Source organism: Pseudoduganella sp. SL102 (assembly GCF_027856995.1).
GTDB classification, from domain to species: Bacteria; Pseudomonadota; Gammaproteobacteria; order Burkholderiales; family Burkholderiaceae_D; genus Rugamonas; species Rugamonas albidiflava.
In genome coordinates, this window is sequence record NZ_CP115554.1 from 2,713,854 (window position 1) to 2,736,167 (window position 22,314).

Genomic DNA, 22,314 nt, shown 5'->3' on the forward strand with positions numbered 1-22,314 from the left:
GGCCGGGGCATGGTTCGGTCGGGGCGCGGTTCAGGCGGCGCGCCGGCTGAACAGGCGCGACATCAGGCCGGCGGCCTGCTTCGGCGCCGCGTCGCCCGTCAGGCCGCGGGCCATGTCGACCAGCGCTTCCGACAGCGGGCTGTCCGGCGCCAGGCGCGTGATCGGCACGCCCTGGTTGACCGATTTCGCCGCCGCGTCGTAATGGTTCGGCATGGTGCGCAGCACGCTGGTCTCGAACGCTTCCTCGAGATCCTTCAGGCGGATATCGCTGTTCTTGTCGTGCCGGTTGACGATCAGCTCGATCTTGTCCTTGCCGTAGTCCAGGTTGCGGAACACGGTGAGCAGCCGCTTGCCGTCGCGGATGTAGGGCAGGGTCATCTGCAGTACCGGGAAGATCGTGTCCGCATGGTCGAGCGCGCGGATGCTGACCGGGTCCAGGCTGCGCCCCACGTCGAGCACGATGAAGTCGTACTGACGGCGCGCCAGCTTGACGATGGCGTCGATGTGCTCGGGCTTCACGTCGCTGGCGTGCGCCGGGTCGGACGGCGCTGCCAGCACGCTGTAGTTCGGCGTCACGCTGACCATGCTCGATGCCAGGAACGAGGGATCGAGGCGGTGGATCTGGCTGGCCACGTCGGACAGCGTGGCGAGCGGCTTGATGTCGGAAACGAACAGCGAAGCGTCGCCGAACTGCAGGTTCATGTCGATCAGCGCCACGCGCCTGGTGCCGCCGGCGGACAGCGCATAGGCCAGGTTGGTGGCCAGGAACGTGGAGCCGCTGCCGCCCTTGCAGGAAATGAAGGCCAGCACCTTGCCGTTGCTGCCGCCCTGGGTGCCCAGCTTCTCGGCGACGCGGTCGAGCGCCTGCTCGAGCGCCGCGGCGGCCGGGCTGGCCGGCAGCACTTCGCGCACGCCGGCGCGCATGGCGCGCAGCAGGAAATCCTGCGACAGGTCGCCCGAGAGCACGACGAAGGCCATGCGCGGGAACAGGTGGCCGAGGCGTTCGAGCTGGTCCAGCTCGCCTTCCTCGGCGCGCGGCTGGTCCACCACCAGCACGTCGGGCACGGCATCGTCGGCCAGCGTGGTCAGGCGCGCCGGCGTGCCGGCGATCATGTCCACTTCATCGGCGCCGGGGCGGTTGCGCAACTGGCGGGCCACCTCGATCAGGTGGCGGTCGTCGCGCGACAGGACTGCGATCTTCATGGGGTCTCCTTACTTGTTGCCGATGCCGGAACCGACCATGGCGCTGTCGCCCTGCGGCGTCGGCGTCACGTAGGAACGCACGTAGTTGGCGTAGCCCGCCACGGCGGTACCGGCATCGGTGCCGCTGGCAGGGCGCGGCTGGGGCGGCACGACCTGGCTGGCCATGATGGCGCGCACGCTGCCGCCGTTGGCCGACGTATCCCGGGCGGCGCAGCCGCCCAGCATGGCGACAATGGTTACCGTCACGGCGGTGAGACGGAGGTGATTCGGTAAGTGGTTCATGGCTGCTCTTTCGGAGTGGGACCTGCCTTGCCTTCGTGCTGGCCGCCGATCAGGAACTGCGCGCGGCTGGGCTGCACGTAGTCGTCCGTCGGCAGGCGTGGCGCCGCCGGCAGCGGCTTGGCCAGGTGCGGCGTGACGATGAACACCAGTTCGGTGCGGTCGTTCTGGAAATCGCTGCTGCGGAACAGCGTGCCCAGCACGGGAACCTCGCCCAGGAACGGGAAACGCTTGATGTTGCTGGTCACGTTGTTGCGGATCAGGCCACCGATCGCGAAGCTCTGGCCATCCTGCAGCTGCACGGTGGTGCTGGCGCGCCGCGTGGTGAACGCGGGCAGGATCGCCGTGGCGTTCGTGGTGCCGCTGCTGATGCCGATGCCTTCGCGGTTGAGCTCCGACACTTCGGGTGCCACGCGCAGGTTGATGCGCCCGCCCGCCAGCACGGTCGGCGTGAACTTGACGGCCACGCCGTATTCCTTTTCTTCCAGCGTGATGGTGCTGCCGCCGATCCCGTTAGCCTGCGCGACGGGGATGAAGATCTTGCCGCCGGCGAGGAAGCTGGCTTCCTGTCCGCTGATCGCCATCACGGTGGGTTCGGCCAGGATCTTCACCAGGCCGTCGCGCTTCTGGCCGTCGATCACCAGCTGCGTGGTGGCGCTCTTCACGGCCCCCAGCACGTTGCCGGTTTCCGCCAGCAGGCTGGAGGCGATGCCGTAGGTCCAGTTGCCGTTGGTCTTGGTGAAGCCCAGGTTGGCGCCCAGCTGGTCGACCAGCGACTTCGACACTTCGGCGATCTTCACTTCCAGCAGCACCTGCTGCGGTGCCGCCACCTGCAGCATGTTCAGCACCTTGGCGGCATTGCCGGCGGGCGCCGCGGCGGGTGCCGCGCTGGCGGCCGCGCTCACGCCGCTGGCGGGCGGAGTGCCCGAGCCGGCGCGTGCGCCGGCCGCGGATGCCTGCGCGCTTTCCTGGTACGCCGTGGCCAGTGCCAGGACCTGGCTGGCCACGGCGGAGTCGCTGACCATGCCGGAGAGCACCAGCGCATTGCCGGTGCTGTCAAGCTGGATGTCCTTCTCCGCCGGGAACAGCGTATCCAACTGCCTGCGCAGCGGCGAGGTATCGATCCCCACGACGAGGTCGAACACGGTGGAACGGCCGTCGCGGCCGGACACGATCAGGTTCGTGGTGCCCACGCTGCGCGCCACGATCACCACTTCGCTGGCGTTCGGCACGACCACGTTGGCGATCTCCGGCGCGCCCACGGTGACCTGGGCGGCCGGCTTGCAGAAGCGCTTGAGCGTCGACTTGCCGCGCACCAGTTGCAGGGTTTGCGCATCGCCGCGGCCATGGAGGTCGATGCAGTCCGGCGCCGCGGCCAGGCTGGTGCCGGCCGCCAGCGCAAGGGCGCCGGCCAGCAGGGTCTTGTTGCGGAAGTTCGGGAGGTGTGTCATGGCGGGCTTCTTACTGGATGGCTTGCGGGGCGGCGTCGAGTCCGCGGATCACGAGTACACCTTCGGTCCGGCGTACGGGAGCGGGGGCGGCGGCGCGCTGCGGTGCCTCGGCGCGCACCGGCGCGGGGGCCGGGGCGGCGGCGCGGGCCGGCTTCAGCGGCGGCAGGCCGAGCACGGATTCGCGCGTGGCGCCGCCCGTGTTGGCGGGCTGCGGGTCCACCTGGTTGCGCAGCACCAGCGACAGCGAACCGACGCTGCGCGCCAGGTCGAGTTTTTCCACCTGGTCCGGCGCCAGTTCCAGCGTCACGGCATTGACCACGCGCGGCTTGGTGTCGTCGCGATTCGATTCCTGCGCCACGGCCAGCACGAGGATGCGTTCCAGCACGATCTTCGAGATCGGCTGTTCGGCATTGCCGTTGTCGCCGGCCGAACCCTGCATGCTGACGAGGATGTCGACATCATTGCCGGGCAGCGCGAAGCCGGCCACGCCCACCACGTCGTTGACGCGCACCGTCATCGCCCGCTTGCCGGTAGCGACCGCGGCGGACAGGCCGCCCGTGGTGCCGGGCGGCGCCAGCTTCGATTCCAGCACCGGTTCGCCCTTGGCGATATCGGTGCGGGTGACGCGTTCGGCCAGCGGCTTCGGGTCGGTCACGGCGCCGGGCGGTACCGAGCCGGAGGGCCAGTCCACCAGCTGCACGCTGGCCGCTTCGAGCCGGGAACCCTGGCCGATGTCGGCGGCGGCCACCGCCACGCGCGTGCCGGCCGGGCCCTGTTCGCCCATCCACTTGGCGGCCACCAGCACCGCGGCCAGCGCCAGGAACAGCGCCACGCCGATGATCAGCAGTGGTCTGGAATTTCGCATCAGTCATTCTCCAATCGGTTGTCCTGCGTGCCGCGGTCGCGGCGCTCGAGCTCCAGCGCGCAGCCCTGCTGGCTGCCCGCGGCAAAGTAGTTGTCCCAGGCCCAGTCCACGGTGTGGCGGCTTAGTTCCGGCGTGCGGTCCTCGTAGCGGGCCAGGTCGCGCAGCTGCCGCACCAGGTCGCGCGGATAGCACGCCAGCAGCGGCACGCCGCGTTGCCGGTGGCATTCCAGCAGGTAGGCGAAGGTGTCGGCGAAGCGCTCGCCATCGGCCTCGATGCCGGCCTGCGCGCAAGCCTGGCGGAACAGCAGCGCGTATTCGTCGCTGGACGCCGGCGGCACTTCGATCTTGTAGCCCAGCCGGCGCAGGAAGGCGCCATCGCTCAGGCGGTGCGGCACGAAGTTCGACGAGAACACCACGATCACGTCGAACGGCACCTGGAAGGTGTGGCCGGTGTGCAGCGTGAGGTAGTCGACGTTGCGGTCCATCGGCACGATCCACCGGTTCATCAGCGCTTCCGGCGAGCAGCGCTGGCGGCCCAGGTCGTCGATGATGAAGATGCCGTTGTTCGATTTCAGGTGCGGCGGCGCCTGGTACAGCCGGGTGTGCGCATCGAAGCGCAGGTCCAGCATGTCCAGCGTCAGTTCGCCGCCGGCCAGTGCCGCCGGGCGGCGCACGCCGCGCACCCAGCGCGCGTCGGGCGCCGTGCCGCGGTCGATGCCCGTGCTGGCGGCCACGGCGTCGGCCGCCGGCAGGTGCTGCACGCTGTCGAAGAACGGGATGGTTTCGCCGTCCACCATCAGCGCGTACGGCACCGCGATGGTGCCGGTCAGCAGGTCGCGCAGGCGTTCGGCCAGGTAGGTCTTGCCGCTGCCGGCCTGCCCGTGCAGGAACAGGGCGCGCCCGGAATTCATGGCCGAACCCAGTTGCGCCAGCACGCGCTGGTTGGCGACGATGCCGTCGAACGCGGCCGCCATGTGGGCACGCGTGACCTGCACGCCGGCCACGCTCTGCGCCTGCACCTGGGTCGTGTAGGCCGCCAGCGTCACGGGTGCCGGGCCGGCATAGGCATTGCGGCCCAGCGCCGCCGCGGCGCGCTGCCGGCCGCCTTCAGTCAGCAGGTAGGAGATGTCGGCATCGGTGCCGCTGTTGCCGTTGCGGGCCACTTCGCACAGCTTTTCGGCGCGCAGGAAATGCATCAGCGGATCGATCACGCCGACGCCCAGCTTCAGGTGCGAGGCCAGTTCCGGCAGGCGCAACTGGCCGCGCTGGTGCAGCACTTTCGCCACCAGCTCGGCGAGGAACAGGAAGGGCAGGCCGGTTTCCTCCACCGTGCGGGGAGCGCGCGCCTCGGCCGGCGCCGGCGGCAGCGCGCTCACAGCGGCAGCTCCCCATGGAGGCGCAGCCACGCCAGGCACGCCACGGTGCCGGTGGCGATCGCCACGGCATATGGCAGGCGGCCGCTCGGCGCGGGCAGGTCCAGGCCATCCGTCATCCGCGACAGGCCGGCCTGCAGCACGGTCTGGTAAGTACTGTCCAGGACCCGGCGCAGGATACCCTGCCGCGCCGCCACGGCCAGCGCGAGCACGCCGCCGGCCAGCAGCGTGGCGATGCCCACCGCCGCGATGTCGCCGGCACCCATGAAGGTGCCGACCATCGCCAGCATCTTCGCATCGCCGGCGCCCATCAGGCCGAACGCGTACATCGGCAGCAGGATGGCCAGGCCAATGGCGAGCCCGCCCAGTGCGGAGGCGATGCCCAGGCCGCCCATCGGCGTGCCGAACAGGCCGGCTCCGGCGGGCAGCAGCGCATGCAGCGCCAGTCCCAGCAGCGCACCCGGGAATACCAGGGCGTTCGGAATGCGGCGCGCGCGCACGTCGTGCCAGACGGCGAGGGCGAGCAGGGCGAGCAGCAGCAGGAGCGGGAGCCAGGATGGGAGCATTGTCGGTCTGATGGTCTGGAAACAGCGCGGTACAAATAAAAATCCGGAACGGGCGACCCGTTCCGGATTTTTCACGGGCACACCGGAATCAGGCGGTGGCGGCCTTCAGCTTGTCGGCGATCGTCGTAAACACGCCGTTGATGCCGTCCTCGAGGAGGCCGAAAGCGGCGGCGATGATGCCGGCCACGACAGCGGCGATCAGTGCGTATTCGATGGCGGTGACGCCGTCTTCTTCCTGGATGAAGTTCTTGATGAATTGCATGGTGTGTCCTTTGATGTAGTGTTGGTCGGTGCCTATGCGCCAGTCCAGGCGGCCAATACCGCAATCAGACCGACGACCGCAACGAGAACCGAGAGCACCACGTAGGGCATGGTGGAATCCTCGGTACGTTCGTAGTGCTGTTCCGGGAATTCTTCCTTGTCGTGCACGTTCGCTCCAGTTCGGTTGCCGTCGCGCCGCTCGAATCAGGCGCAGCGCATGAACAGCATCGTACCGGGCCACTTCCCGCCGCACATCCGTCAAAGCTCCCCTTTTGCATGGGACCTTGCGACACCCCGGCATGGGACATATGTCCTACGCCCCGTGCCGCTGCGCGCCCTCAGCCCAGCCCGTGGCGGGTGGCGTACATGTACAGCTCGAGGCGGTTGGCCACGTTCAGCTTGCCGTAGATGGCCGTCAGGTGATTGCGCAGCGTGCGCTCGGAGATGAAGGCTCGCTCGGCCAGCTCCTTGTTCAGCGCGCCGTTGCCCTGCACGATCATGCCGATCACCTCGCGTTCGCGCGAGGTCAGCGAGGCGATGCGCTGCGCTTCGGGATTGGCGGCCGGTGCCGGCGCCACCAGCTGGCCGAGCAGCGCCTGCATCAGCGGCTGGTCGAGCCACAGCTCGCCGCCATGCACCTTGCGCACCGCGGCCAGCACGTCCTCGGTGGGCGACTCCTTGCTGACCACCCCGCGCGCGCCCAGCTTGACGGCACTGGCCAGCGTGGCGTGGTCGCGGTTGGCGGACAGGATCACCACGCGGGTCGCGCCATTGGCCACCAGCGCGGGCAGGATGTCGAGCGAACTGCTGCCCTTCAGGTCCAGGTCGAGCAGCACGATGTCGGGCGCGTGCAGCGCGCACAGCGCGGCCGCTTCGACCGCGTCGCTGGCGCTGGCCACCAGCGTGAAGGCCGGCGCCTCGGCCTGGATCAGGCGTTCCAGGCCCCACAGCATGGTCTTGTGGTCGTCGACCAGCATGATGCGGATCGTCATGGTTCCTCCGGTATTCTTGTTGGTTCGGATGTCACAGCGGCATGCGCACGCGGATCACGGTGTGGCCCGCGCCGGGCTCCACGGCCAGCCGGCCGCCCAGCGCGTAGACCCGTTCCGCCAGCGACACCGGCAGGAACGGCTGGCATGGCGTGGCGCCATCGGCCGGATTGGCGATATCGATCGCCAGGTGGCCGTCCTCGGTCGCCATGTGCACATGGGCGGTGCGCGCGCGGGTGTGCTTGCAGATATTGCTGATGCCTTCGCTGACGACCTGGAACACTTCGGCGGCCATGCGGTCGCTGATCAGCGGCGCGTGCTGCGCCTCGAGGGTCACGTCCACGTCGAAGAACGAGCGCACCTTGGCCAGGTGCCGCCGCAGCGCGATCAGCAGCTCCGGCTCTTCCTGCCGGCCGTTGCGGAAGCGGTGCGCGAACTGGCGCATGTCGCCGATCACCTCGGTGCACATCGCCAGCAGGTGGTCGAGTTCGGGCGTGACGGCGTTGTCGTCGCCGGCGCCGTTGCGGATCGCGGAGACCGCGTTGCGCAGGCCGATGTACGGCTGGATCGTGCTGTCGTGCAAGTCGCGCGCGATGGTCTGGCGCTCGCGGAACGCGGCTTCCGATGCCAGCCGGTCCAGCAGGTCGATGGTTTCGATGACGGGGAAGGCCTGCTGCAGGATATGGTTCAGGAAGGTCGCATCGGCGCGGCGCAGCGCGTGCGGGGCCGTGACGAAGATGCGCCCGGAGCCCTTGCGCAGGGGCAGCGCGGCACTGATGAAGAACGCCGTATCGAGCAGGTCGGCGATGCCGGCACAGGCATCCGGCGCCAGGTCGCTCCAGCGCTCGCCGGCCGCCAGCTGTCCGGCGCGGGCCGGCGCGGCGCGGAACAGCACCGTGGCGGCATCGCCCAGTGCCAGCAGCGGCTGCACGGCATCTTCTCGCATCGTGCTGCGGCTGACCGCGCGCCCGGCGCTGGGGTGGTGCACCGTGTTCAGCGTCCAGCGGCCCGTGGCGTCCTGCATCAGCAGCACGCAGGTGGTGCCGCCGTAGAAGCGCAGGATCTTCTCCATCAGCGAATCGAGCGTGTGCTGCACGCCGAAGCGGGGATTCGACAGGCGGCTCACGTCGCGCAGCAGCGACAGGCGGCGCCGCTGGTCGACGGCCAGGCCGCCCCAATAGGCGATCATGTAGCCCAGCGCCAGCACGAAGGTGGCGCGCAGCAGCAGCAGCTGGATCGATGCCAGCCCCTGCACGGCAAGGACGGCGAGGGTGGACAGGAAGGCGGCGCCCAGCGTCAGCCGGGCGCCGTCGTCGAAGCCGCGGCGGAACGAGGCGGCCAGGATGGCGAAGAAGAAGAACGAAAAGAACGGGCTGGGCGCGCCGCCCGTGGCGTACACCATCAGGCCATACCAGGCGATGTCGACCCAGTAGATCATGGGGCCGTGCCAGAAGCCGGCCCGTACCCGCGCCACGCCCAGCAGGATCGCGCTGTGCACCACGTAGGCCAGGAAGAACAGCCAGGTCCAGCGGCCCGCCACGATCAGGTCGGCCTGCCCGATATACAGCGTCAGCAGTGCGGAGATGGCCAGCAGCACGCGCATGCCGAACACCATCCATGCTTCGGCATCCGGGGCGGCGGCGCGCGGGCGCGGTTCCTGCGATGCCTGTCCCTGCAAGGCCTGGTCCTGCAATGTCTGGTCGTACATGCTTTTAATTCACTCTTTGTTGTTCTGGCCCGACAGCGGCGTTGCTGATTACTTTCGATCCATATCGGAAGTAAACTTGCATTGTAGAATCGCAAGCTTACTGCATTCAACGCTTCCGATCCGCCAAAATCCCTCATGTCCATCAAAAGTCGTCAATCTGGCGCCACAGTCGTTGAAATGGCGATCGTCATGCCGGTCTTCCTTCTTGTCTTGCTGGCATTGGTCGAGTTCGGCATGATGTTTTTCGTCACGCTGACGATGCAGTACGCGGTGCGCGAGGGCGCTCGCTATGCGATCACGGGGCAGGCCGACCTCGACCCGAACAAGGCCAGCCAGCAGCGCCACGCGGCGGTGATCCAGAAGATCCGCGACAATTCCTTCGGCATGTACGACAGGCTGGCGCCCGTCATCTCCGTCAATGGCACGTCGTACAAGCCGGCCGCCTACGGCAATGCGATGTTCGGCGGCGCCGGCAGCATCATCGTGCTGAAGATCGATTGTTCGTGGACCGTGACGACGCCGTTCGTGTCCCGCGCCTTCACCGACGGCAAATACAAGTTCGCCGTGGCGGCGACCATGCGCAACGAGTTCTTCCAATGACCCGGCCCATGCGGTACGCCACCCGCCAGCGCGGCATCGCCGCCGTCGAATTCGCCCTGATCCTGCCGATCCTGCTGATGCTGTTGTTCGGCATGATCGACGCCGGCCGTGCGTTGCAGGCCAACATCATCATGGTCAATATCGGCCGGGAGGGCGCCAACATGGTCGCCCGCGGCAACACGCCGCTGGAAACGGGCAGCCAGGACATCATCTACTTGCTGATGGCCAGTGCCCCGCCGCTGGACGTCAACAAGCGCGGCATGGTCTACATCACCCGGGTGATGGGCGTGACCAGCGGCGGCGTGTCGCGCAGCGTGGTGCTCGACCAGTACCGCTGGGACGACGCGGCGCGCGGGCTGGGCTACCGCTTCAGCAAGTACGAACCGGCCAGCAAGGTGTATGGCTGCACCGCGTGGAACGCGGCCGCGTGCACCAGCATCAGCAGCAAGACCCGCCCGGCCACCACGATCATGAGCGGCAAGCTGGCCGATGGCGAGGTCGTGCACGTGGTGGAGACGTTCTACGACTTCGACATGCTGGTGGCCGACAAATTCAACGTGTCCGCCTTCGGGCCGGACCTGTACTCGATGACGATCTTCTGATGACTCCATTCCTCAACCGGCAACGCGGCGCCGTTGCCATCATGGTCGCGCTGTCGATGCTCGTGCTGCTTGCCGTGACGGGCCTCGTGGTCGACGCCGGCATGGCTTACCTCGTCAAGGCAAGGCTCAACGCCGCGGTGGACTCGGCGGCGCTGGCCGCGGCGCGCGCCGTGACGTCCGGGAATAACCAGACGGAACAGACGGCCAGCGCGCAGGCCGCGGCAAGGCAGTTCTTCGCGGCGAACATGCCCGCCAGCTACCTGATGTCGAAACCGGCCCTGCTGGGCACCACGGTGACGTTCAATGCCGGCACGGTCACCATCGACGTGAAGGCCCAGGCGCCGATGGCCGTGTCGCTGATGCAGGCGCTGGATACCACGTCGCTGATGCCGACCGCCGCCGCGCAGACGGTGCGCAAGGACCTGGACATGGCGTTCGTGGTCGATACCTCGGGATCGCTGCAGCCTTCGGCCGCGACGGTCAGGACGTCGGCCAAAAGCTTCCTGAACAAGTTCAATGTCACGCAGGACCGGGTCGCGCTGCTGCACTTCGCGTCGGGCGTGGAAGTGGACCAGCCGATCGCCACCTCCGGCCGGGGTTTCAAGCGCGATGCGATGCTGTCGTCGATTTCGGGCTACGCATTCTCGGGCGGCACCTCGTCGTTCGAAGGGATGCGGCGGGCGCGCGACGAGCTCAACGCGATCCCGACCCTGAGCCGCTCCAGCCTGCGCGTGATCGTCTTCTTCTCCGACGGCGCGCCCACGTCGTTCGGTGTCAACCTGCCGTTCGGCGCCTGCGCCAGGCCCGGCGCGCTCGATGCGGTCGGGCAGGGCTTGCTCAGGCTGGACACCGAGTACGAGTTCGTCAGCACCGCCTGCAAGGTGGAAAGCGAAGCGTGGAAGACGATGAAGAAGCTGCCGAAGTTCTATAACGCGGTCGATCCCGCGGCAACCGAATTCCCGATCGTGTCCACGCCGACGGCGACGCTGCCGCGCCCGGTGACCGAGGATATCGGCTCCGAGTCGATGTACAAGCAGAACGTCAGCCGCGCCGCGCGCAACCTTGCCGAAGCCATGGCCGCCAGGGCGCGCAAGGACGGCATCTTCGTCTTCACGCTGGGCATGGGCTCCTCGCTGAAGGAAAAGAACGCCGACAACGAAACCGGCGAATCCATCCTGAAATGCATGGCCAACGTGGCCGACGGCCCATCGCGCTGCTACGACGCCAGCAAGCCGGTCGGCATGTACTGCTACGCGGCCACGGATGCCGACCTGACGCCGTGCTTCTCGAAGCTGGCCTCGGCGATCCTGCGCATTTCCAAATAGATTCCGGCGGCTGCCGCCTGCGCTTGTGTGAACCCGTTCATGTCCGCTATGCTTCGGCTGGTTTTCCTCCAGCCCGCGTGCCCGCCATGACCGTCTCCGCTTCCAGAACCGATCGCTCTTTCGTCATCGTCTCTGGCAAGTCGCCATCGCGCTGGATGATTTCACCATCGTCGGCGAGCGCGAAGTGGCCAGGCTGCCGACTTCGATTTGATACCATGCCTGCCAGGAGTGAACCATGAGCGATGCCGGTGAAGTGGTAAAACCGAAGATCGGCAGCTACCGGCGCCACCTGCTGGTGTGCACGGGCCCGCGCTGCAGCGCGGACGGCGCGTCGCAGGCGCTGTTCGACAGCCTGGGCGACATGCTGAAGGAAGCCGGTCTCACCACCGGCGAGCTGCGCGTCAAGCGCAGCCGCGTGGGCTGCTTCGCCGCCTGCAAGGGCGGCCCGATCGTGTGCGTGCAGCCGGACGGCACGTGGTACTACAACGTCACGCCGGAGAACATGGACCGCATCATCGGCGAGCACCTGTGCAACGGGCGGCGCGTCGACGACCTGGTGTTCCACCAGGCCGGCGAAGACTGATCAGGCCGCGGGAGGCTTTGCCGTCACGCCCCAGGCATTCTCGTACAGGATCTCGCCCAGGTCGCGGCGGCTGTCCCAACGCTCGGCCTGCAGCATCGGTTCCGGATAGAACTCGTCGACATGGCCCACGCACAGCAGCGCGATGGGGCGGCTGCCGTCGGGCATCCCGCACAGCGCGCGCACCTGCTCAGGATCGAACAGCGATACCCAGCCGACGCCGATGCCCTCGGCGCGCGCGGCGAGCCAGAAGTTCTGGATCGCGCAGGACGCTGACGCCAGGTCCATGTCCGGCATGGTGCGCCGGCCGAACACGAATTTTTCGCGGCCTTCCACGAGTCCCACCACGAGCAATTCTCCGCACGCCAGGATGCCTTCCACCTTGAGGCGCATGAATTCCCCGGAGCGCTCGCCCAGTGCCTCGGCGGTGAGCACGCGCTCGGCGTCCACGTGGGCGTGCAGCTGGCGCCGCAACGCGGCATCGGTGATGCGCAGGAAGCGCCATGGCTGCATGTAGCCCACGCTCGGTGCGCTGTGCGCGGCGGCGATGAAGCGCGCCAGCTGCTCCGGGTCGATCGGATCGGGAAGGAAATGGCGCATGTCGCGGCGTTCGCGGATGGCGCGGTAGACCGCGTCGATGGCGTCGCTGTCGTACTGGTGGGGGTTGGTCATGAAGGCACCGGCGCTGGCGGAAATGGCGACTCTATCATGTGCCCGGCGCAGCGGGAAAGGGCGGTGGCGGCGCGAGTCCACCCCAGAAGCAAATTCCGGGGTCAGACCCGCCGGGTCTGACCCCAGCCCTTCGCCGTTGGGGTGAATGCAAGCGCTGTCGACGCGCCGAAAAATGCTTGACTTAACCGCATTGGTGTCCGACACCAAACCCGAGAACCGGTGTCCGACACCAGGCACGCGGCCGCTGTCCGGCACGTTATTTCTTCCCGACCGATTTCGGCAGCTCGCGCACCTGCGGGGCTTTCTCCGCCTCGGCGATCGCCGCCTTGCAGTTCGTGTCCGGCACCTTCGACACGTTCACCAGCGGCAGCACGGCCGCCAGCGGCGATACGGCGCCCAGCGCGATGGCCGCGCCGGCCTTCAGCGCCAGCGGGCCCTTGTACGGCCCCACGTCCGGATCGGCGAACGTGCCTTTCGCATACAGCGGCGTGCGCAGCGAGAAGATGCGGGTGCCCTTGGTTTTCGGGCGCACGTCCAGGTTCAGCTGTTCCTGGGCCAGGTCCACGTAGCCGCTCACGTCGACCACCGCTTCATCCGTGTCGAGCACGAAGCGCTGCACGTTGGCGCGGCCATTGCGCACCGCCGCCTCGGCGGCCAGGCAATTCATGTTGATCTGCTTGTCGCCGAACACCTTCACGAACACCGCATTGGCCACGTTCAGGCCGGCCAGTTCCAGGATGAACTGGCTGACCGAGCCTTCCGTCACCACGGCGTTCAGTTCGCCGTTCGAGGTCGCCAGCATCGAGGCGACCGTGTTGCCCCTGCCGGCCAGCGCGGCGTCGCCATTGATCTCGCCGAAGCTGCCGCGCATGGATTCCAGTTTCGGGAACAGCCGGTTGATCTTCAGGTGCCGCGCCGCCACGCGGGCCTGCGCATCGATGGCCTTGTCGCGCCCGTCGAGCGAGATGTTGGACGTGACCTTGCCGCCCGCCATGCCGAAACTGAGCGGGGTGAGCTTCAGGACCTTGTCCTTCATGTGCAGGTCGGCGACGAGGTTTTCCAGCGGGATGTCGTTGGTGCGCACGATGCGCTTGCCGGTGAATTTCACGTCCGCGTCGAGCGCGCCCCATTTCGCGGTATTGAATTCGTTGACGGGCAGGGCCTTGCCGGCCGGCGGCGCCTTCACCTTGCCGGCCTGTTTCGTGCCGGCGCCGGTGTCGGCGCCCACCGATGGGCCCAGGTCCGCCAGCCGCAGTTGCTGCGACGTCAGCTCGCCGCGCAGCAGCGGGCGCGGCTTGCGCTGCGAATAGGCCAGCGTGCCGGCGATATCGCTGGCGCCCACCTTGCCGGAAAACTTCTGGTACGTGAAGGTCCACGCATTGGCGTCGTTCTTCTCGCCCAGCAGCCGGCCGTGGGTTTCATAGGGTGGGGTCGACGGCAGCAGCACGCCGGTCAGCGGATACAGGTCGGCCATGCTGGGGCCGGCCAGCTTCAGTTGCAGGTCCATGCCGGACAGCGATTTCGGATCGCTCAGCGTGCCTTTCACGGAAATCCGGTTGCCGCCGAGGTCGGCGTTCGCCTCGACCGGGAAGGTGATGTCCGAACCCGTCAGCGTCAGCACCGCGCCGGCCTTGCCGCCGCCGGTCACCGGCGCCTTGTTGTAGCGGCCGCCCAGCGTGAAGGCCAGGCCATACGGCTGGGCCCCAGGCGCGGCGGGCGTGGTATTCCCGTTGATGGATTTCGCTTGCGCGTTCAGGTCGAGGCCGATCGCTTCATCCAGGTAGCGCAGCGTGCCGCTGGCGAAGGCCAGGCGCTGGATGTCGACTTCCCACTCGGACGGCCCGTTATCCTTCAGCGTCCAGGAATTGCTGCCATCCTTGCGGCGCTGCAGCGCCACGTTCGGCTCGGCCAGGCGCAGGTCGGTGATGACGAATTCCTTGCCCAGCAGCGGCAGGATGCGGAAGCCCATGTCCACCTTTTTTGCGCTGGCCATCTGCCTGCCCACCGTGCTCCACGCCGGGTTGCTCATGCGGATATCCTCGGCGCTCACATACGGCCGCGGCACATAGCGGCGCCAGCCCGTTTCGCTGTCGAGGCCGCGATGGAATTTCACGTCCAGGTTGCCCTGGATGGCGAATTCGCGCCCCGTGGTCTCGGACACCTTGCGGTTGATGTAGGGCTTGAGCATGTTCCAGTCGAACAAGGCGAACAGGATCAGCAATCCCACGATTGCCGCGAGAATGGCGCCGCCGATCTTGACGGCCCTGGAGTTTTTTTTCATGTCAGTCGCCACCTGGTTGAGCGGCGCCGCCGCGGCCGGAATCCGCTTTGTACGCCAGAAAACACAAGCCTACCGCCAGCCGCATGCCTTGTTTGTTAGACACACAACCAAGTGTGCATATTCGCCATGCCCGCTTGCCAACTGTGTGAGATGCAGCCGACAAACGGGAGTAAAAATACGCGAATTCTCACCAATTGCTGGACACGCTTTTGCAAGTAACGGTACTGTTGCCTTGCGTCACTTCCTATACTAGCGAGCCTGTCATGCGCCACTTATCCATCAAGCAAGCCTTCATCGCAACCTTCCTTCTGACCCTGTTGCTGGCGGCTGCGACGCTGTGGGCGCTGCTGCGCGTTTCCGACAAGCAGGCCTCGGCCACGGCGGCCAGCCAGGCCCGCTACCAGTCCTACCTGCTGGCCGACGAACTGCGGCAAAGCTCCGACGACCTGACGCGCCTGGCGCGCACCTACGTGGTGTCCGGCGACGCGTCGTACGAGCGGCAGTACATGGAGATCCTCGACATCCGCAACGGCAGCAAGCCGCGGCCGGAAAACTACGAGCGCATCTACTGGGACTTCGTGGCCGGCGGCCTGCCGGTGCCGCCGTCTTCCGGGCAGACCGTCTCGCTGCAGGACCTGATGAAGCAGGCCGGCTTCACCGAGCAGGAATTCGCCAAGCTGCGGCAAGCCCAGGCCAATTCCGATGGGCTGGTCAAGACCGAAGTGATCGCGATGAATGCCGTGAAGGGCCGCTTCGACGATGGCAAGGGCGGTTTCACGCGCGAGGGCGAGCCGGACATGGAGATGGCGCGCCGCATCATGCACGACACCGCGTACCACCAGAACAAGGCGCGCATCATGCAGCCCCTGAACGAATTCCTGGCCATGCTCGATGCCCGCACGTCAGCATCGGTGGCCCAGGCGGAAGGCGAAACGCGCACCGCTTTCGCCATGGCGGTGGTGCTGCTGGCCCTGTCGGTGGGCGGCACCGTGCTGTGCCTGCTGCTGGTGTACCGCTATATCGCACGCAACCTGGCCAGCGCCACGGCCACCGCCGCGCGCATCGCCCAGGGCGACCTGACCGAGGACATCCGCGTCGTACACGACGATGAAGTGGGCATCCTGATGCGCGCCATCGCCACCATCAACGGCAACCTGGCCGGCATGATCGGCCAGATCCACGCCAGCACCGATGAAATGGCGGTTGCCACCGACGAGATCGCACGCGGCAATGCCGACCTGTCGGCCCGTACCGAATCGCAGGCCAGCTCGCTGCAGGAAACCGCCAGCTCGATGGAATCGCTGACCCACGCGGTGCAGCGCAACGCCAACGACGCGGGCGAGGCGAACCGGCTGGCCGCCAACGCCTCGGCCATCGCCGCACAGGGTGGCGAGGTGGTGTCGAAGGTGGTCGGCACGATGGGCGCGATCCGCGAAAGCTCCACGCGCATCGGCAACATCACCAGCGTGATCGACGGCATCGCCTTCCAGACCAATATCCTGGCGCTGAATGCGGCGGTGGAAGCGGCCCGCGCGGGCGAGCAGGGCCGCGGCTTCGCCGTGGTGGCCTCCGAAGTGCGCAACCTGGCGCAGCGCAGCGCCGCGGCGGCGCGCGAGATCAAGGAACTGATCGGCGATTCGGCGGGCACGGTGGAGCAGGGCGCGCGCATGGTCGACGAGGCGGGCAAGACGATGGGGCAGGTAGTGGACGCGGTGCGCCAGCTGGAAAGCATCATGGCCGGCATCACCAGCGCCAGCGCCGAGCAGAGCACCGGCATCCAGGAAATCAGCCGCGCCGTCACGATGATGGACGATATCACCCAGCAGAACGCGGCCCTCGTCGAACAGGCCGCGGCGGCCGCCGAAAGCCTGCGCCAGCAGGCGAACGGCCTGTCGCAGGCGGTCGGCAGCTTCCAGCTGCGCGAGATTCCCGCTGCGCGCCCTAGGGGAGCCGCGCAGCGCGACCTGCTCCTGGCGCACTGACCGGAACCGCCCCGCAGCTCAGCGCGCGATACTGCGGTCGAGGAACTCCAGCATGGCCGCGCCGATCTCCGCGCCATGCGTCTCGATGGCGAAGTGGCCCGAATCGACGAAGCGCACCTCGGCTTTATCGTTATCGCGCCGGAATGCTTCGGCGCCGGCCGGCAGGAAGAACGGATCGTTCCTGCCCCAGATCGCCAGCGTGGGCGGCTGGTAGCGCCGCAGGAAAGCGTGCAGCTGCGGGTAGTGCGCGATGTTGCTGCCATAGTCGACCAGCAAGTCCATCTGCGCGTCGACCCCGATGCGTTCGATCGCCGCGTGGGCCAGTTGCCAGGTTTCCGGCGCGACCAGCGACACATCCTTCACTCCCTCCACGTACTGCCAGCGCAGCAGGTCCAGCGTGTTGAAAGCGCGCAGGGCTTCGCGGTTGGCCGGCGTCGGCTCGGCCCAGGCCCGGCGCATGGGCGCCCAGCCCTCGCTCAGTCCCTCCTCATAGCCATTGCCGTTCTGGCTCACGATCGCGGTGATCCGTTCCGGGTTGTTCACGGCCAGGCGCCAGCCGACCGGGGCGCCGTAGTCGAACACGTACATGGCATAGCGCTCCAGTCCCATGGCGCGGGTGAACGCGTCGATCACCGCGGCCAGGTTGTCGAATGTCCAGGCAAATCCCGCTGGCACGCTGGTCTGCCCAAAGCCCGGCAGGTCCGGCGCGATCACGTGGTAGCGGCCGGCCAGTTGCGGGACCAGTGCGCGGAACATGTACGAGGAAGCGCCGAAGCCGTGCAGCAGCAGCACGCCCGGGGCATCCGGCGCGCCGGCCTCGCGGTAGAACAGGTCGACACCGTCGACTTCCATGGTGCGGTAGTGGACTTGCGTGGCGCCTGGCACGGTAGTGACTTCGTCATTGGCGGTCGGGGCATTCATGATTTCTCCTTGTCGGGCAGGGCCGGGTGGGTTGGATAACCTGTATAATTTCATTTATTCGGTTACGTGAAGCGGAGTGTGCTCCGCTTCTGATAACCTGTCAAACGAATTTTAAGAGGTTACTCGATGACGAATGCCGACACCGGCCGCACCGTCGATCCGGCCGGGCCGCCGCTGCTGGCCGATCACCTGGCACTGGACCTGCTCAATACCGAAGCCCGCGTCGATGGCGCAGCCGTCGAGTTCTGGCACACGGGCGACGACGTGCTGCGCTGGCTGGCGCGGCAGGCCATCGTTCCGGCACCGGGCACCGAGGTCGATCCGGCCGCGCTGCTGGCGCAGGCACGCGCGTTGCGCGCGCTGGCGCGCGAACTGGTCGGCCGGCACAAGGAAGGCAAGCCGGCCGACGCCCGCGGCTTGAACGCCTACCTGCACGCCTATCTCAGCGCGCCGCACCTGGGGCAGGACGCCGATGGCCGGCTGGTGCTGGGCCGCGTGCCCCGCGGTGACGCCATCGCGGCCCTGCTGGGCCCCGTGGCCGAGGCGGTGGCGCAACTGCTGGCGGACGGCGATTTCGCCCTGGTCCGGCAATGCGAGCACCCGGACTGCGTGCTGTGGTTCTACGACCGCACCAAGGCGCACAAGCGCCGCTGGTGCAGCATGGCGCTGTGCGGCAACCGCCACAAGGCAGCCCAGTTCAGGAAGAAAGCCAGCCAGGGGGCCGCGGCATGAGCACGGGCATGAGCGCGGACCTGGGCACGCTCGCGCTGGGCCCGCAGGCTTTCTCCACCCACGTGCTGCTGGTATTGCTGGCCATCCTGCTGGCGACCGGCGTGGCGGGCTGGTTCTACCGCCGGCGCGGCGTGGATGCCGGCCCGCTGGTGTGGAAAATGATCATTGCCGGCTTTGTCTGCGCGCGGGTGGTGTTCGTGTTGAAGCACCGCGACATCTATGCCGCCGCGCCATGGACCGCGCTCGACATCCGCGATGGCGGCTTCGAACCGGCGCTCGGCCTGGTCGCCGCCTGCGTCATCGGCGCGGAGGCAGTAAGGCGCAGCGACGCCTTGCGGCGCCCGCTGCTGGCATCGGTGCTGGCCGGGCTGGCGCTGTGGGGCGGCGGCACGCTGGCGCTGCAGGCGATGGCGCCGGCGCATGCGCCGCTGCCCGATGTCACGGTGCGCCAGCTCGACGGCACCGAGATCGCCCTGGCGCGCTTTGCCGGCAAGCCATTGGTGGTGAACCTGTGGGCCACCTGGTGCCCGCCATGCCGGCGCGAAATGCCGGCGCTGCACGCCGCGCAGGCGGCCAATCCGGACATCGCCTTCGTCTTCGTCAACCAGCGCGAATCGGCCGACACGGTGCGGCGTTTCCTGGCGGGCCAGGGTCTGCGCTTGCAGAACGTGGTCACCGATCCGGCCGGGCGGCTGGCCGCCGCCACCGGCTCGGCGGCCTATCCCACCACGCTGTTCTACGACGGCGCCGGGCGGCTGGTGCTGCGCCACGCCGGCGAGCTGTCGGCGGCCACGCTGCGCGACAAGATCGAGCGGATTCGCTGAGCTCTTCCATGGCCGCCGCCGGACCGGTGGCGCGGTCCGCTCCCGTGCGCTTGCGGCTTGCAAGCCGTGCGCGTATCCTTCACCCATCCACAGTCGAGGTTTTAGGCCCGACTGGACCGGGGCGTGCAAGCGAGGCACACGTGCCAACGTGGCAGATGTGCAGATGTGCAGATGTGCAGATGTGGCAGATGTGGCAGATGTGGCAAAACCCGGCATAGCCGGCGCAGGCGGCACAGGCGGAACTAGCGGCACAAGCGGCACAAGCGGCACAGGCGGCAAACGTGCATGGACAGTAGCTCCCACAGGGAGAATGGATGGACGGGTCAAAGAGCATTGCGCTCGCGTCGCGCGCCCTGCGCACGACACGGGCCGCGGCCCTGCCGATTTTCGCCTGGCCCTTCTTCGGGCTGGTCGTTGCCTGCACCTGCTGGATCTACCTCATCCAGGTGCTCGACGCGGAGCGCCTGCAGTTCGAGCGCGGTGCCTACGACGCGGCAAGCCGCGTCGCCGCCAGCCAGGCGGCCCAGCTGTCGCGCGACCTGACGATGATCGACCAGGTCCTGGTGCTGGTGGGCTCGCACTGGCAGGCCGTCGGCGGCAAGGCCGAGCAGGGAGCGCTCGATGAAGTGGTCGGGCCCGACAAGGCCATCCTCAACATTTCCGTGGTCAGTCCCGCAGGGGAAATGCTGTTCACCAACAGTCCGTCGGCCTGGTCGCAGGAAGAGCAGGCCAACCTCGTGCGCCAGCCGTTCTTCGTCGAGCAGAATCGCAATCCGGCGGACACGATGTACATCGGCCCGCCCCGCAGGATGACGGGGCAGGACCGTCCCTTCACCCGCTTTTCGCGCAAGATCCTCGATGCCAGCGGCAGCCTGGCCGGCTTCGTCGTCGTCGCGCTCGACAGCGATGCGCTGATTCCCGCGTACGACAGCAGCGTGCTCGGCAGGCACGGCTTCGTCACGTCGGTCGGGCTCGACGGCCTGGCCAGGGCGTTCCGGGCCGGTGGCGGTGCCCGGCAGTTCGCGCCGTTGCCGCCATCGCTGCGCTTTGCGCTGGATTCGCCGCAAGGCCAGATCCATGTTTCCGGCAAGGAGTTCGGCGATGATGTCAGCCGGTTCGTGTCGTGGACGCGGGTGGATGGCTTTCCGGTCGTGATGGTGGCGGCCGCGGACCAGGCCGATGCGCTGGCGGCCCTGAACGAACGCCGCGCCGCCTCGCTGCGCGTGGCCGCGGGGGCGAACTTCGTGCTGGCCGTGTTCGTGATCATTGCAACGATGATGTCGACCCGTTTCCACCGCGAGCGCCGCCAGCTCGAGCTGTCCCAGGCTGCCTACCGCAAGGCCACGGAAGGCGGCACGGAAGGGTTCTTCATCTGCCAGCCAGTGCGCGGCGAGGGTGGCGCCATCGAGGATTATTGCGTGGTCGATTGCAATGAGCGCGGCGCCGGCTTCCTCGGTTCGTCGCGGCCGGCGATCACGGGCGTGCGGCTCGGCGGCCTGCGCGGCGGCCTGGCCACCGAACCGTTCAAGCAGCTGCTCGACAAGGCTTTCCGGCTGGGTTCGGCGGACGAGGATTTCCTGCTCGAAGCGGTCAACCGGCAGGAGCGCCGGCAGTTGCGCGTGGGCGTGGTCAGGGCGGACGGCGTGCTGGCCATTACCGTGCGCGACGTCACGCTGGAAAAGTCGCACCTGGCGGACCTGGAGCGGCGCGGCAACGAAGATACGCTGACCGGCCTGCCGAACCGCGCCTGGATCCGCGCGCACCTGCCGGCCATGCTGGAGCGGGCCGACAAGGCGGGCGCCAAGGTGGCCGTGCTGTTCGTCGACCTGGATGGCTTCAAGCTCGTCAACGACACCTTCGGGCATGGCGCCGGCGACGAGGTGCTGCAGCACGTGGGCCGGCGCCTGAAGGTATCCGTGCGGCCGATGGACCACGTGGTGCGCCTCGGCGGCGACGAATTCGTCGTCGTGCTGGAACTGGCCGGCAGCCAGGCGGAGGCCGAGCAGGTGGCCGAACGCATCCTGCACGCGTTCCATGCGCCGTTCTCCACGTCGAAGGGAACCGCCTCGGTCGGCACGTCGATCGGCATCAGCCTGTACCCGGTGGATGCGAAGGACATGGAGACCCTGTACCAGCACGCCGACCTGGCGATGTACCAGGCGAAAACCTCGGGCAAGAACCGCTATCACCTGTTCAACCCGGCGTTCTACGAGGCGATGCGCCTGCGCACGCGGCGCGAGAAGGAACTGCGCGCCGCCATCGCGGAAAACCAGTTCGTCATGCATTACCAGGCGCGGGTGGACTGCAAGAGCGGCAAGGTGACGAGCCTGGAAGCGCTGGTGCGGTGGAACCACCCGGCCGAAGGCTTGCTGGGGCCGGACGAATTCATCGGCCTGGCCGAGGAAACCGGGCTGATCCTGAACCTGGGCGAACTGGTGATCGACCTGGTCTGCACCCAGATCGCCCAATGGGAGCATGGCGTCTACGGCGGCGTGCCGGTGTCCGTCAATGTATCGAGCCGGCAGTTCAACGAGCGCGACATCCGCGAAAGCATCGCCAGCGCGCTGGCCCGGCACGCCATCGATGCCTCGTCCGTCGAGATCGAGCTCACCGAGTCGTCGATGGTGGTCGACCCGGTGCGCACGGCCGACAACCTGCAAGCCATCCACGCGCTCGGCGTGAAACTGCTGGTCGACGATTTCGGCACCGGCTACTCGTCGCTGTCCATGCTGCACAACATGTCGTTCGACGTGCTGAAAGTCGACAAGTCGTTTACCAGCCGGCTGGGCGTGGATGAAAACGGCGAAGTGTTCTTCCGCGCCATCATCACGATGGCCCATTCGCTGGGCATGCGCGTGGTGGCCGAGGGTGTCGAAACGGCCGAGCAGGCGCGCATCCTCGAAGCGCTGCAGTGCGATGAACTGCAGGGGTTCTACCTGTTCCGGCCGGTGCCGGCGGAACAGCTGCCCGACAGCCTGGAATTGCAGGCGAGCGCGGTACCGGCAACGTGAAGCCGGCAACCTGAAGCCACCGACCTTAAGTCACCGAGCTTAAGTCACCGAGCTTAAGTCACCGAACGTGCCGCTTGACTTCGAGCGCG

Annotated in this window: 21 protein-coding genes; 8 read left to right on the forward strand and 13 right to left on the reverse strand. The window is 67.6% G+C overall.

Features of this window, described 5'->3' with window-relative positions; genetic code table 11:
- Positions 1-30: 30 nt before the first annotated feature.
- From OU994_RS11615 to OU994_RS11660, 10 genes are all read right to left on the reverse strand, one after another.
- Entirely contained in the window at positions 31-1,203 is a 1,173-nt protein-coding gene (locus OU994_RS11615) for an AAA family ATPase (protein ID WP_281610853.1), read from the reverse strand.
- 9 nt (positions 1,204-1,212) lie between these two features.
- Positions 1,213-1,485, reverse strand: a complete 273-nt coding sequence (locus OU994_RS11620; protein ID WP_281610854.1) for a hypothetical protein — start codon at positions 1,483-1,485, stop codon at positions 1,213-1,215.
- Positions 1,482-2,933, reverse strand: a complete 1,452-nt coding sequence (locus tag OU994_RS11625; protein WP_281610855.1) for a type II and III secretion system protein family protein — start codon at positions 2,931-2,933, stop codon at positions 1,482-1,484. The genes OU994_RS11620 and OU994_RS11625 overlap by 4 nt, the downstream gene beginning before the upstream one ends.
- A 10-nt stretch (positions 2,934-2,943) precedes the next feature.
- Complete coding sequence (cpaB, locus tag OU994_RS11630) at positions 2,944-3,798, reverse strand: Flp pilus assembly protein CpaB (protein ID WP_281610856.1); 855 nt, start codon at positions 3,796-3,798, stop codon at positions 2,944-2,946.
- On the reverse strand, positions 3,798-5,174 hold the full coding sequence (locus OU994_RS11635) for an ATP-binding protein (RefSeq protein ID WP_281610857.1): 1,377 nt from the start codon (positions 5,172-5,174) through the stop codon (positions 3,798-3,800). The genes cpaB and OU994_RS11635 overlap by 1 nt, the downstream gene beginning before the upstream one ends.
- On the reverse strand, positions 5,171-5,737 hold the full coding sequence (locus OU994_RS11640; RefSeq protein WP_281610858.1) for a prepilin peptidase: 567 nt from the start codon (positions 5,735-5,737) through the stop codon (positions 5,171-5,173). Before OU994_RS11640 ends, OU994_RS11635 begins: the two co-directional genes overlap by 4 nt.
- A gap of 88 nt (positions 5,738-5,825) precedes the next feature.
- Positions 5,826-5,999, reverse strand: coding sequence for a Flp family type IVb pilin (locus OU994_RS11645; protein ID WP_281610859.1), 174 nt, complete (start codon positions 5,997-5,999; stop codon positions 5,826-5,828).
- Between the two features lie 32 nt (positions 6,000-6,031).
- The gene (locus OU994_RS11650) at positions 6,032-6,166 is read right to left on the reverse strand and encodes a hypothetical protein (RefSeq protein ID WP_259772402.1); all 135 of its coding nucleotides are present in this window, start codon (positions 6,164-6,166) and stop codon (positions 6,032-6,034) included.
- 170 nt (positions 6,167-6,336) lie between these two features.
- The gene (locus tag OU994_RS11655) at positions 6,337-6,990 is read right to left on the reverse strand and encodes a response regulator transcription factor (protein ID WP_281610860.1); all 654 of its coding nucleotides are present in this window, start codon (positions 6,988-6,990) and stop codon (positions 6,337-6,339) included.
- Positions 6,991-7,021: 31 nt separating this feature from the next.
- Positions 7,022-8,695 carry a sensor histidine kinase gene (locus tag OU994_RS11660; RefSeq protein WP_281610861.1) on the reverse strand — a complete coding sequence of 558 codons (1,674 nt, stop codon included), beginning with the start codon at positions 8,693-8,695 and terminating at the stop codon, positions 7,022-7,024.
- Between the two features lie 135 nt (positions 8,696-8,830).
- On the opposite strand from OU994_RS11660, the gene OU994_RS11665 reads away from it, so the two are divergent.
- The 4 genes from OU994_RS11665 (at position 8,831) to OU994_RS11680 (ending at position 11,805) form a co-directional block, all read left to right on the forward strand.
- Positions 8,831-9,295 (forward strand): TadE/TadG family type IV pilus assembly protein, encoded by a 465-nt coding sequence (locus OU994_RS11665; protein WP_281610862.1) that lies wholly within the window; start codon positions 8,831-8,833, stop codon positions 9,293-9,295.
- Complete coding sequence (locus OU994_RS11670; RefSeq protein ID WP_281610863.1) at positions 9,292-9,897, forward strand: TadE/TadG family type IV pilus assembly protein; 606 nt, start codon at positions 9,292-9,294, stop codon at positions 9,895-9,897. The genes OU994_RS11665 and OU994_RS11670 overlap by 4 nt, the downstream gene beginning before the upstream one ends.
- A complete protein-coding gene (locus OU994_RS11675; protein ID WP_281610864.1) occupies positions 9,897-11,222 on the forward strand; it encodes a vWA domain-containing protein in 1,326 nt (441 codons plus the stop codon). The genes OU994_RS11670 and OU994_RS11675 overlap by 1 nt, the downstream gene beginning before the upstream one ends.
- Before the next feature lie 235 nt (positions 11,223-11,457).
- The gene (locus OU994_RS11680; RefSeq protein ID WP_281610865.1) at positions 11,458-11,805 is read left to right on the forward strand and encodes a ferredoxin; all 348 of its coding nucleotides are present in this window, start codon (positions 11,458-11,460) and stop codon (positions 11,803-11,805) included.
- Here the strand turns inward: OU994_RS11680 and bluB are convergent, their stop codons facing one another.
- Both bluB and OU994_RS11690 read right to left on the reverse strand, forming a co-directional pair.
- Positions 11,806-12,474: a 5,6-dimethylbenzimidazole synthase gene (bluB, locus tag OU994_RS11685; RefSeq protein ID WP_281610866.1), complete on the reverse strand. Its 669-nt coding sequence runs from the start codon at positions 12,472-12,474 to the stop codon at positions 11,806-11,808.
- A gap of 256 nt (positions 12,475-12,730) precedes the next feature.
- Entirely contained in the window at positions 12,731-14,755 is a 2,025-nt protein-coding gene (locus tag OU994_RS11690; protein ID WP_281610867.1) for an AsmA family protein, read from the reverse strand.
- 263 nt (positions 14,756-15,018) lie between these two features.
- Between OU994_RS11690 and OU994_RS11695 the strand changes: the two genes are divergently transcribed.
- Positions 15,019-16,737 carry a methyl-accepting chemotaxis protein gene (locus tag OU994_RS11695; RefSeq protein WP_281610868.1) on the forward strand — a complete coding sequence of 573 codons (1,719 nt, stop codon included), beginning with the start codon at positions 15,019-15,021 and terminating at the stop codon, positions 16,735-16,737.
- 18 nt (positions 16,738-16,755) lie between these two features.
- Here OU994_RS11695 and OU994_RS11700 read toward each other — a convergent pair whose 3' ends face one another.
- The gene (locus OU994_RS11700) at positions 16,756-17,658 is read right to left on the reverse strand and encodes an alpha/beta fold hydrolase (RefSeq protein ID WP_281610869.1); all 903 of its coding nucleotides are present in this window, start codon (positions 17,656-17,658) and stop codon (positions 16,756-16,758) included.
- 126 nt (positions 17,659-17,784) lie between these two features.
- On the opposite strand from OU994_RS11700, the gene OU994_RS11705 reads away from it, so the two are divergent.
- The 3 genes from OU994_RS11705 (at position 17,785) to OU994_RS11715 (ending at position 22,225) form a co-directional block, all read left to right on the forward strand.
- On the forward strand, positions 17,785-18,390 hold the full coding sequence (locus OU994_RS11705) for an ABATE domain-containing protein (RefSeq protein ID WP_281610870.1): 606 nt from the start codon (positions 17,785-17,787) through the stop codon (positions 18,388-18,390).
- An 8-nt stretch (positions 18,391-18,398) separates the two neighbouring features.
- Complete coding sequence (locus OU994_RS11710; RefSeq protein WP_281610871.1) at positions 18,399-19,214, forward strand: TlpA disulfide reductase family protein; 816 nt, start codon at positions 18,399-18,401, stop codon at positions 19,212-19,214.
- Between the two features lie 314 nt (positions 19,215-19,528).
- On the forward strand, positions 19,529-22,225 hold the full coding sequence (locus OU994_RS11715; RefSeq protein WP_281610872.1) for an EAL domain-containing protein: 2,697 nt from the start codon (positions 19,529-19,531) through the stop codon (positions 22,223-22,225).
- Positions 22,226-22,314 lie beyond the last annotated feature (89 nt).

Excerpts from the sequence above, each read along its gene's own strand:
- OU994_RS11680 (WP_281610865.1), top strand. The coding sequence starts at position 11,458 with ATGAGCGATGCCGGTGAAGTGGTAAAACCGAAGATCGGCAGCTACCGG.
- OU994_RS11625 (WP_281610855.1), bottom strand. The coding sequence starts at position 2,933 with ATGACACACCTCCCGAACTTCCGCAACAAGACCCTGCTGGCCGGCGCC.
- cpaB (WP_281610856.1), bottom strand. The coding sequence starts at position 3,798 with ATGCGAAATTCCAGACCACTGCTGATCATCGGCGTGGCGCTGTTCCTG.
- OU994_RS11715 (WP_281610872.1), top strand. The coding sequence starts at position 19,529 with ATGGACGGGTCAAAGAGCATTGCGCTCGCGTCGCGCGCCCTGCGCACG.
- OU994_RS11695 (WP_281610868.1), top strand. The coding sequence starts at position 15,019 with ATGCGCCACTTATCCATCAAGCAAGCCTTCATCGCAACCTTCCTTCTG.
- OU994_RS11670 (WP_281610863.1), top strand. The coding sequence starts at position 9,292 with ATGACCCGGCCCATGCGGTACGCCACCCGCCAGCGCGGCATCGCCGCC.
- OU994_RS11700 (WP_281610869.1), bottom strand. The coding sequence starts at position 17,658 with ATGAATGCCCCGACCGCCAATGACGAAGTCACTACCGTGCCAGGCGCC.
- OU994_RS11620 (WP_281610854.1), bottom strand. The coding sequence starts at position 1,485 with ATGAACCACTTACCGAATCACCTCCGTCTCACCGCCGTGACGGTAACC.
- OU994_RS11705 (WP_281610870.1), top strand. The coding sequence starts at position 17,785 with ATGACGAATGCCGACACCGGCCGCACCGTCGATCCGGCCGGGCCGCCG.
- OU994_RS11665 (WP_281610862.1), top strand. The coding sequence starts at position 8,831 with ATGTCCATCAAAAGTCGTCAATCTGGCGCCACAGTCGTTGAAATGGCG.
- OU994_RS11660 (WP_281610861.1), bottom strand. The coding sequence starts at position 8,695 with ATGTACGACCAGACATTGCAGGACCAGGCCTTGCAGGGACAGGCATCG.
- OU994_RS11675 (WP_281610864.1), top strand. The coding sequence starts at position 9,897 with ATGACTCCATTCCTCAACCGGCAACGCGGCGCCGTTGCCATCATGGTC.
- OU994_RS11655 (WP_281610860.1), bottom strand. The coding sequence starts at position 6,990 with ATGACGATCCGCATCATGCTGGTCGACGACCACAAGACCATGCTGTGG.
- bluB (WP_281610866.1), bottom strand. The coding sequence starts at position 12,474 with ATGACCAACCCCCACCAGTACGACAGCGACGCCATCGACGCGGTCTAC.
- OU994_RS11710 (WP_281610871.1), top strand. The coding sequence starts at position 18,399 with ATGAGCGCGGACCTGGGCACGCTCGCGCTGGGCCCGCAGGCTTTCTCC.
- OU994_RS11615 (WP_281610853.1), bottom strand. The coding sequence starts at position 1,203 with ATGAAGATCGCAGTCCTGTCGCGCGACGACCGCCACCTGATCGAGGTG.
- OU994_RS11640 (WP_281610858.1), bottom strand. The coding sequence starts at position 5,737 with ATGCTCCCATCCTGGCTCCCGCTCCTGCTGCTGCTCGCCCTGCTCGCC.
- OU994_RS11645 (WP_281610859.1), bottom strand. The coding sequence starts at position 5,999 with ATGCAATTCATCAAGAACTTCATCCAGGAAGAAGACGGCGTCACCGCC.
- OU994_RS11690 (WP_281610867.1), bottom strand. The coding sequence starts at position 14,755 with ATGAAAAAAAACTCCAGGGCCGTCAAGATCGGCGGCGCCATTCTCGCG.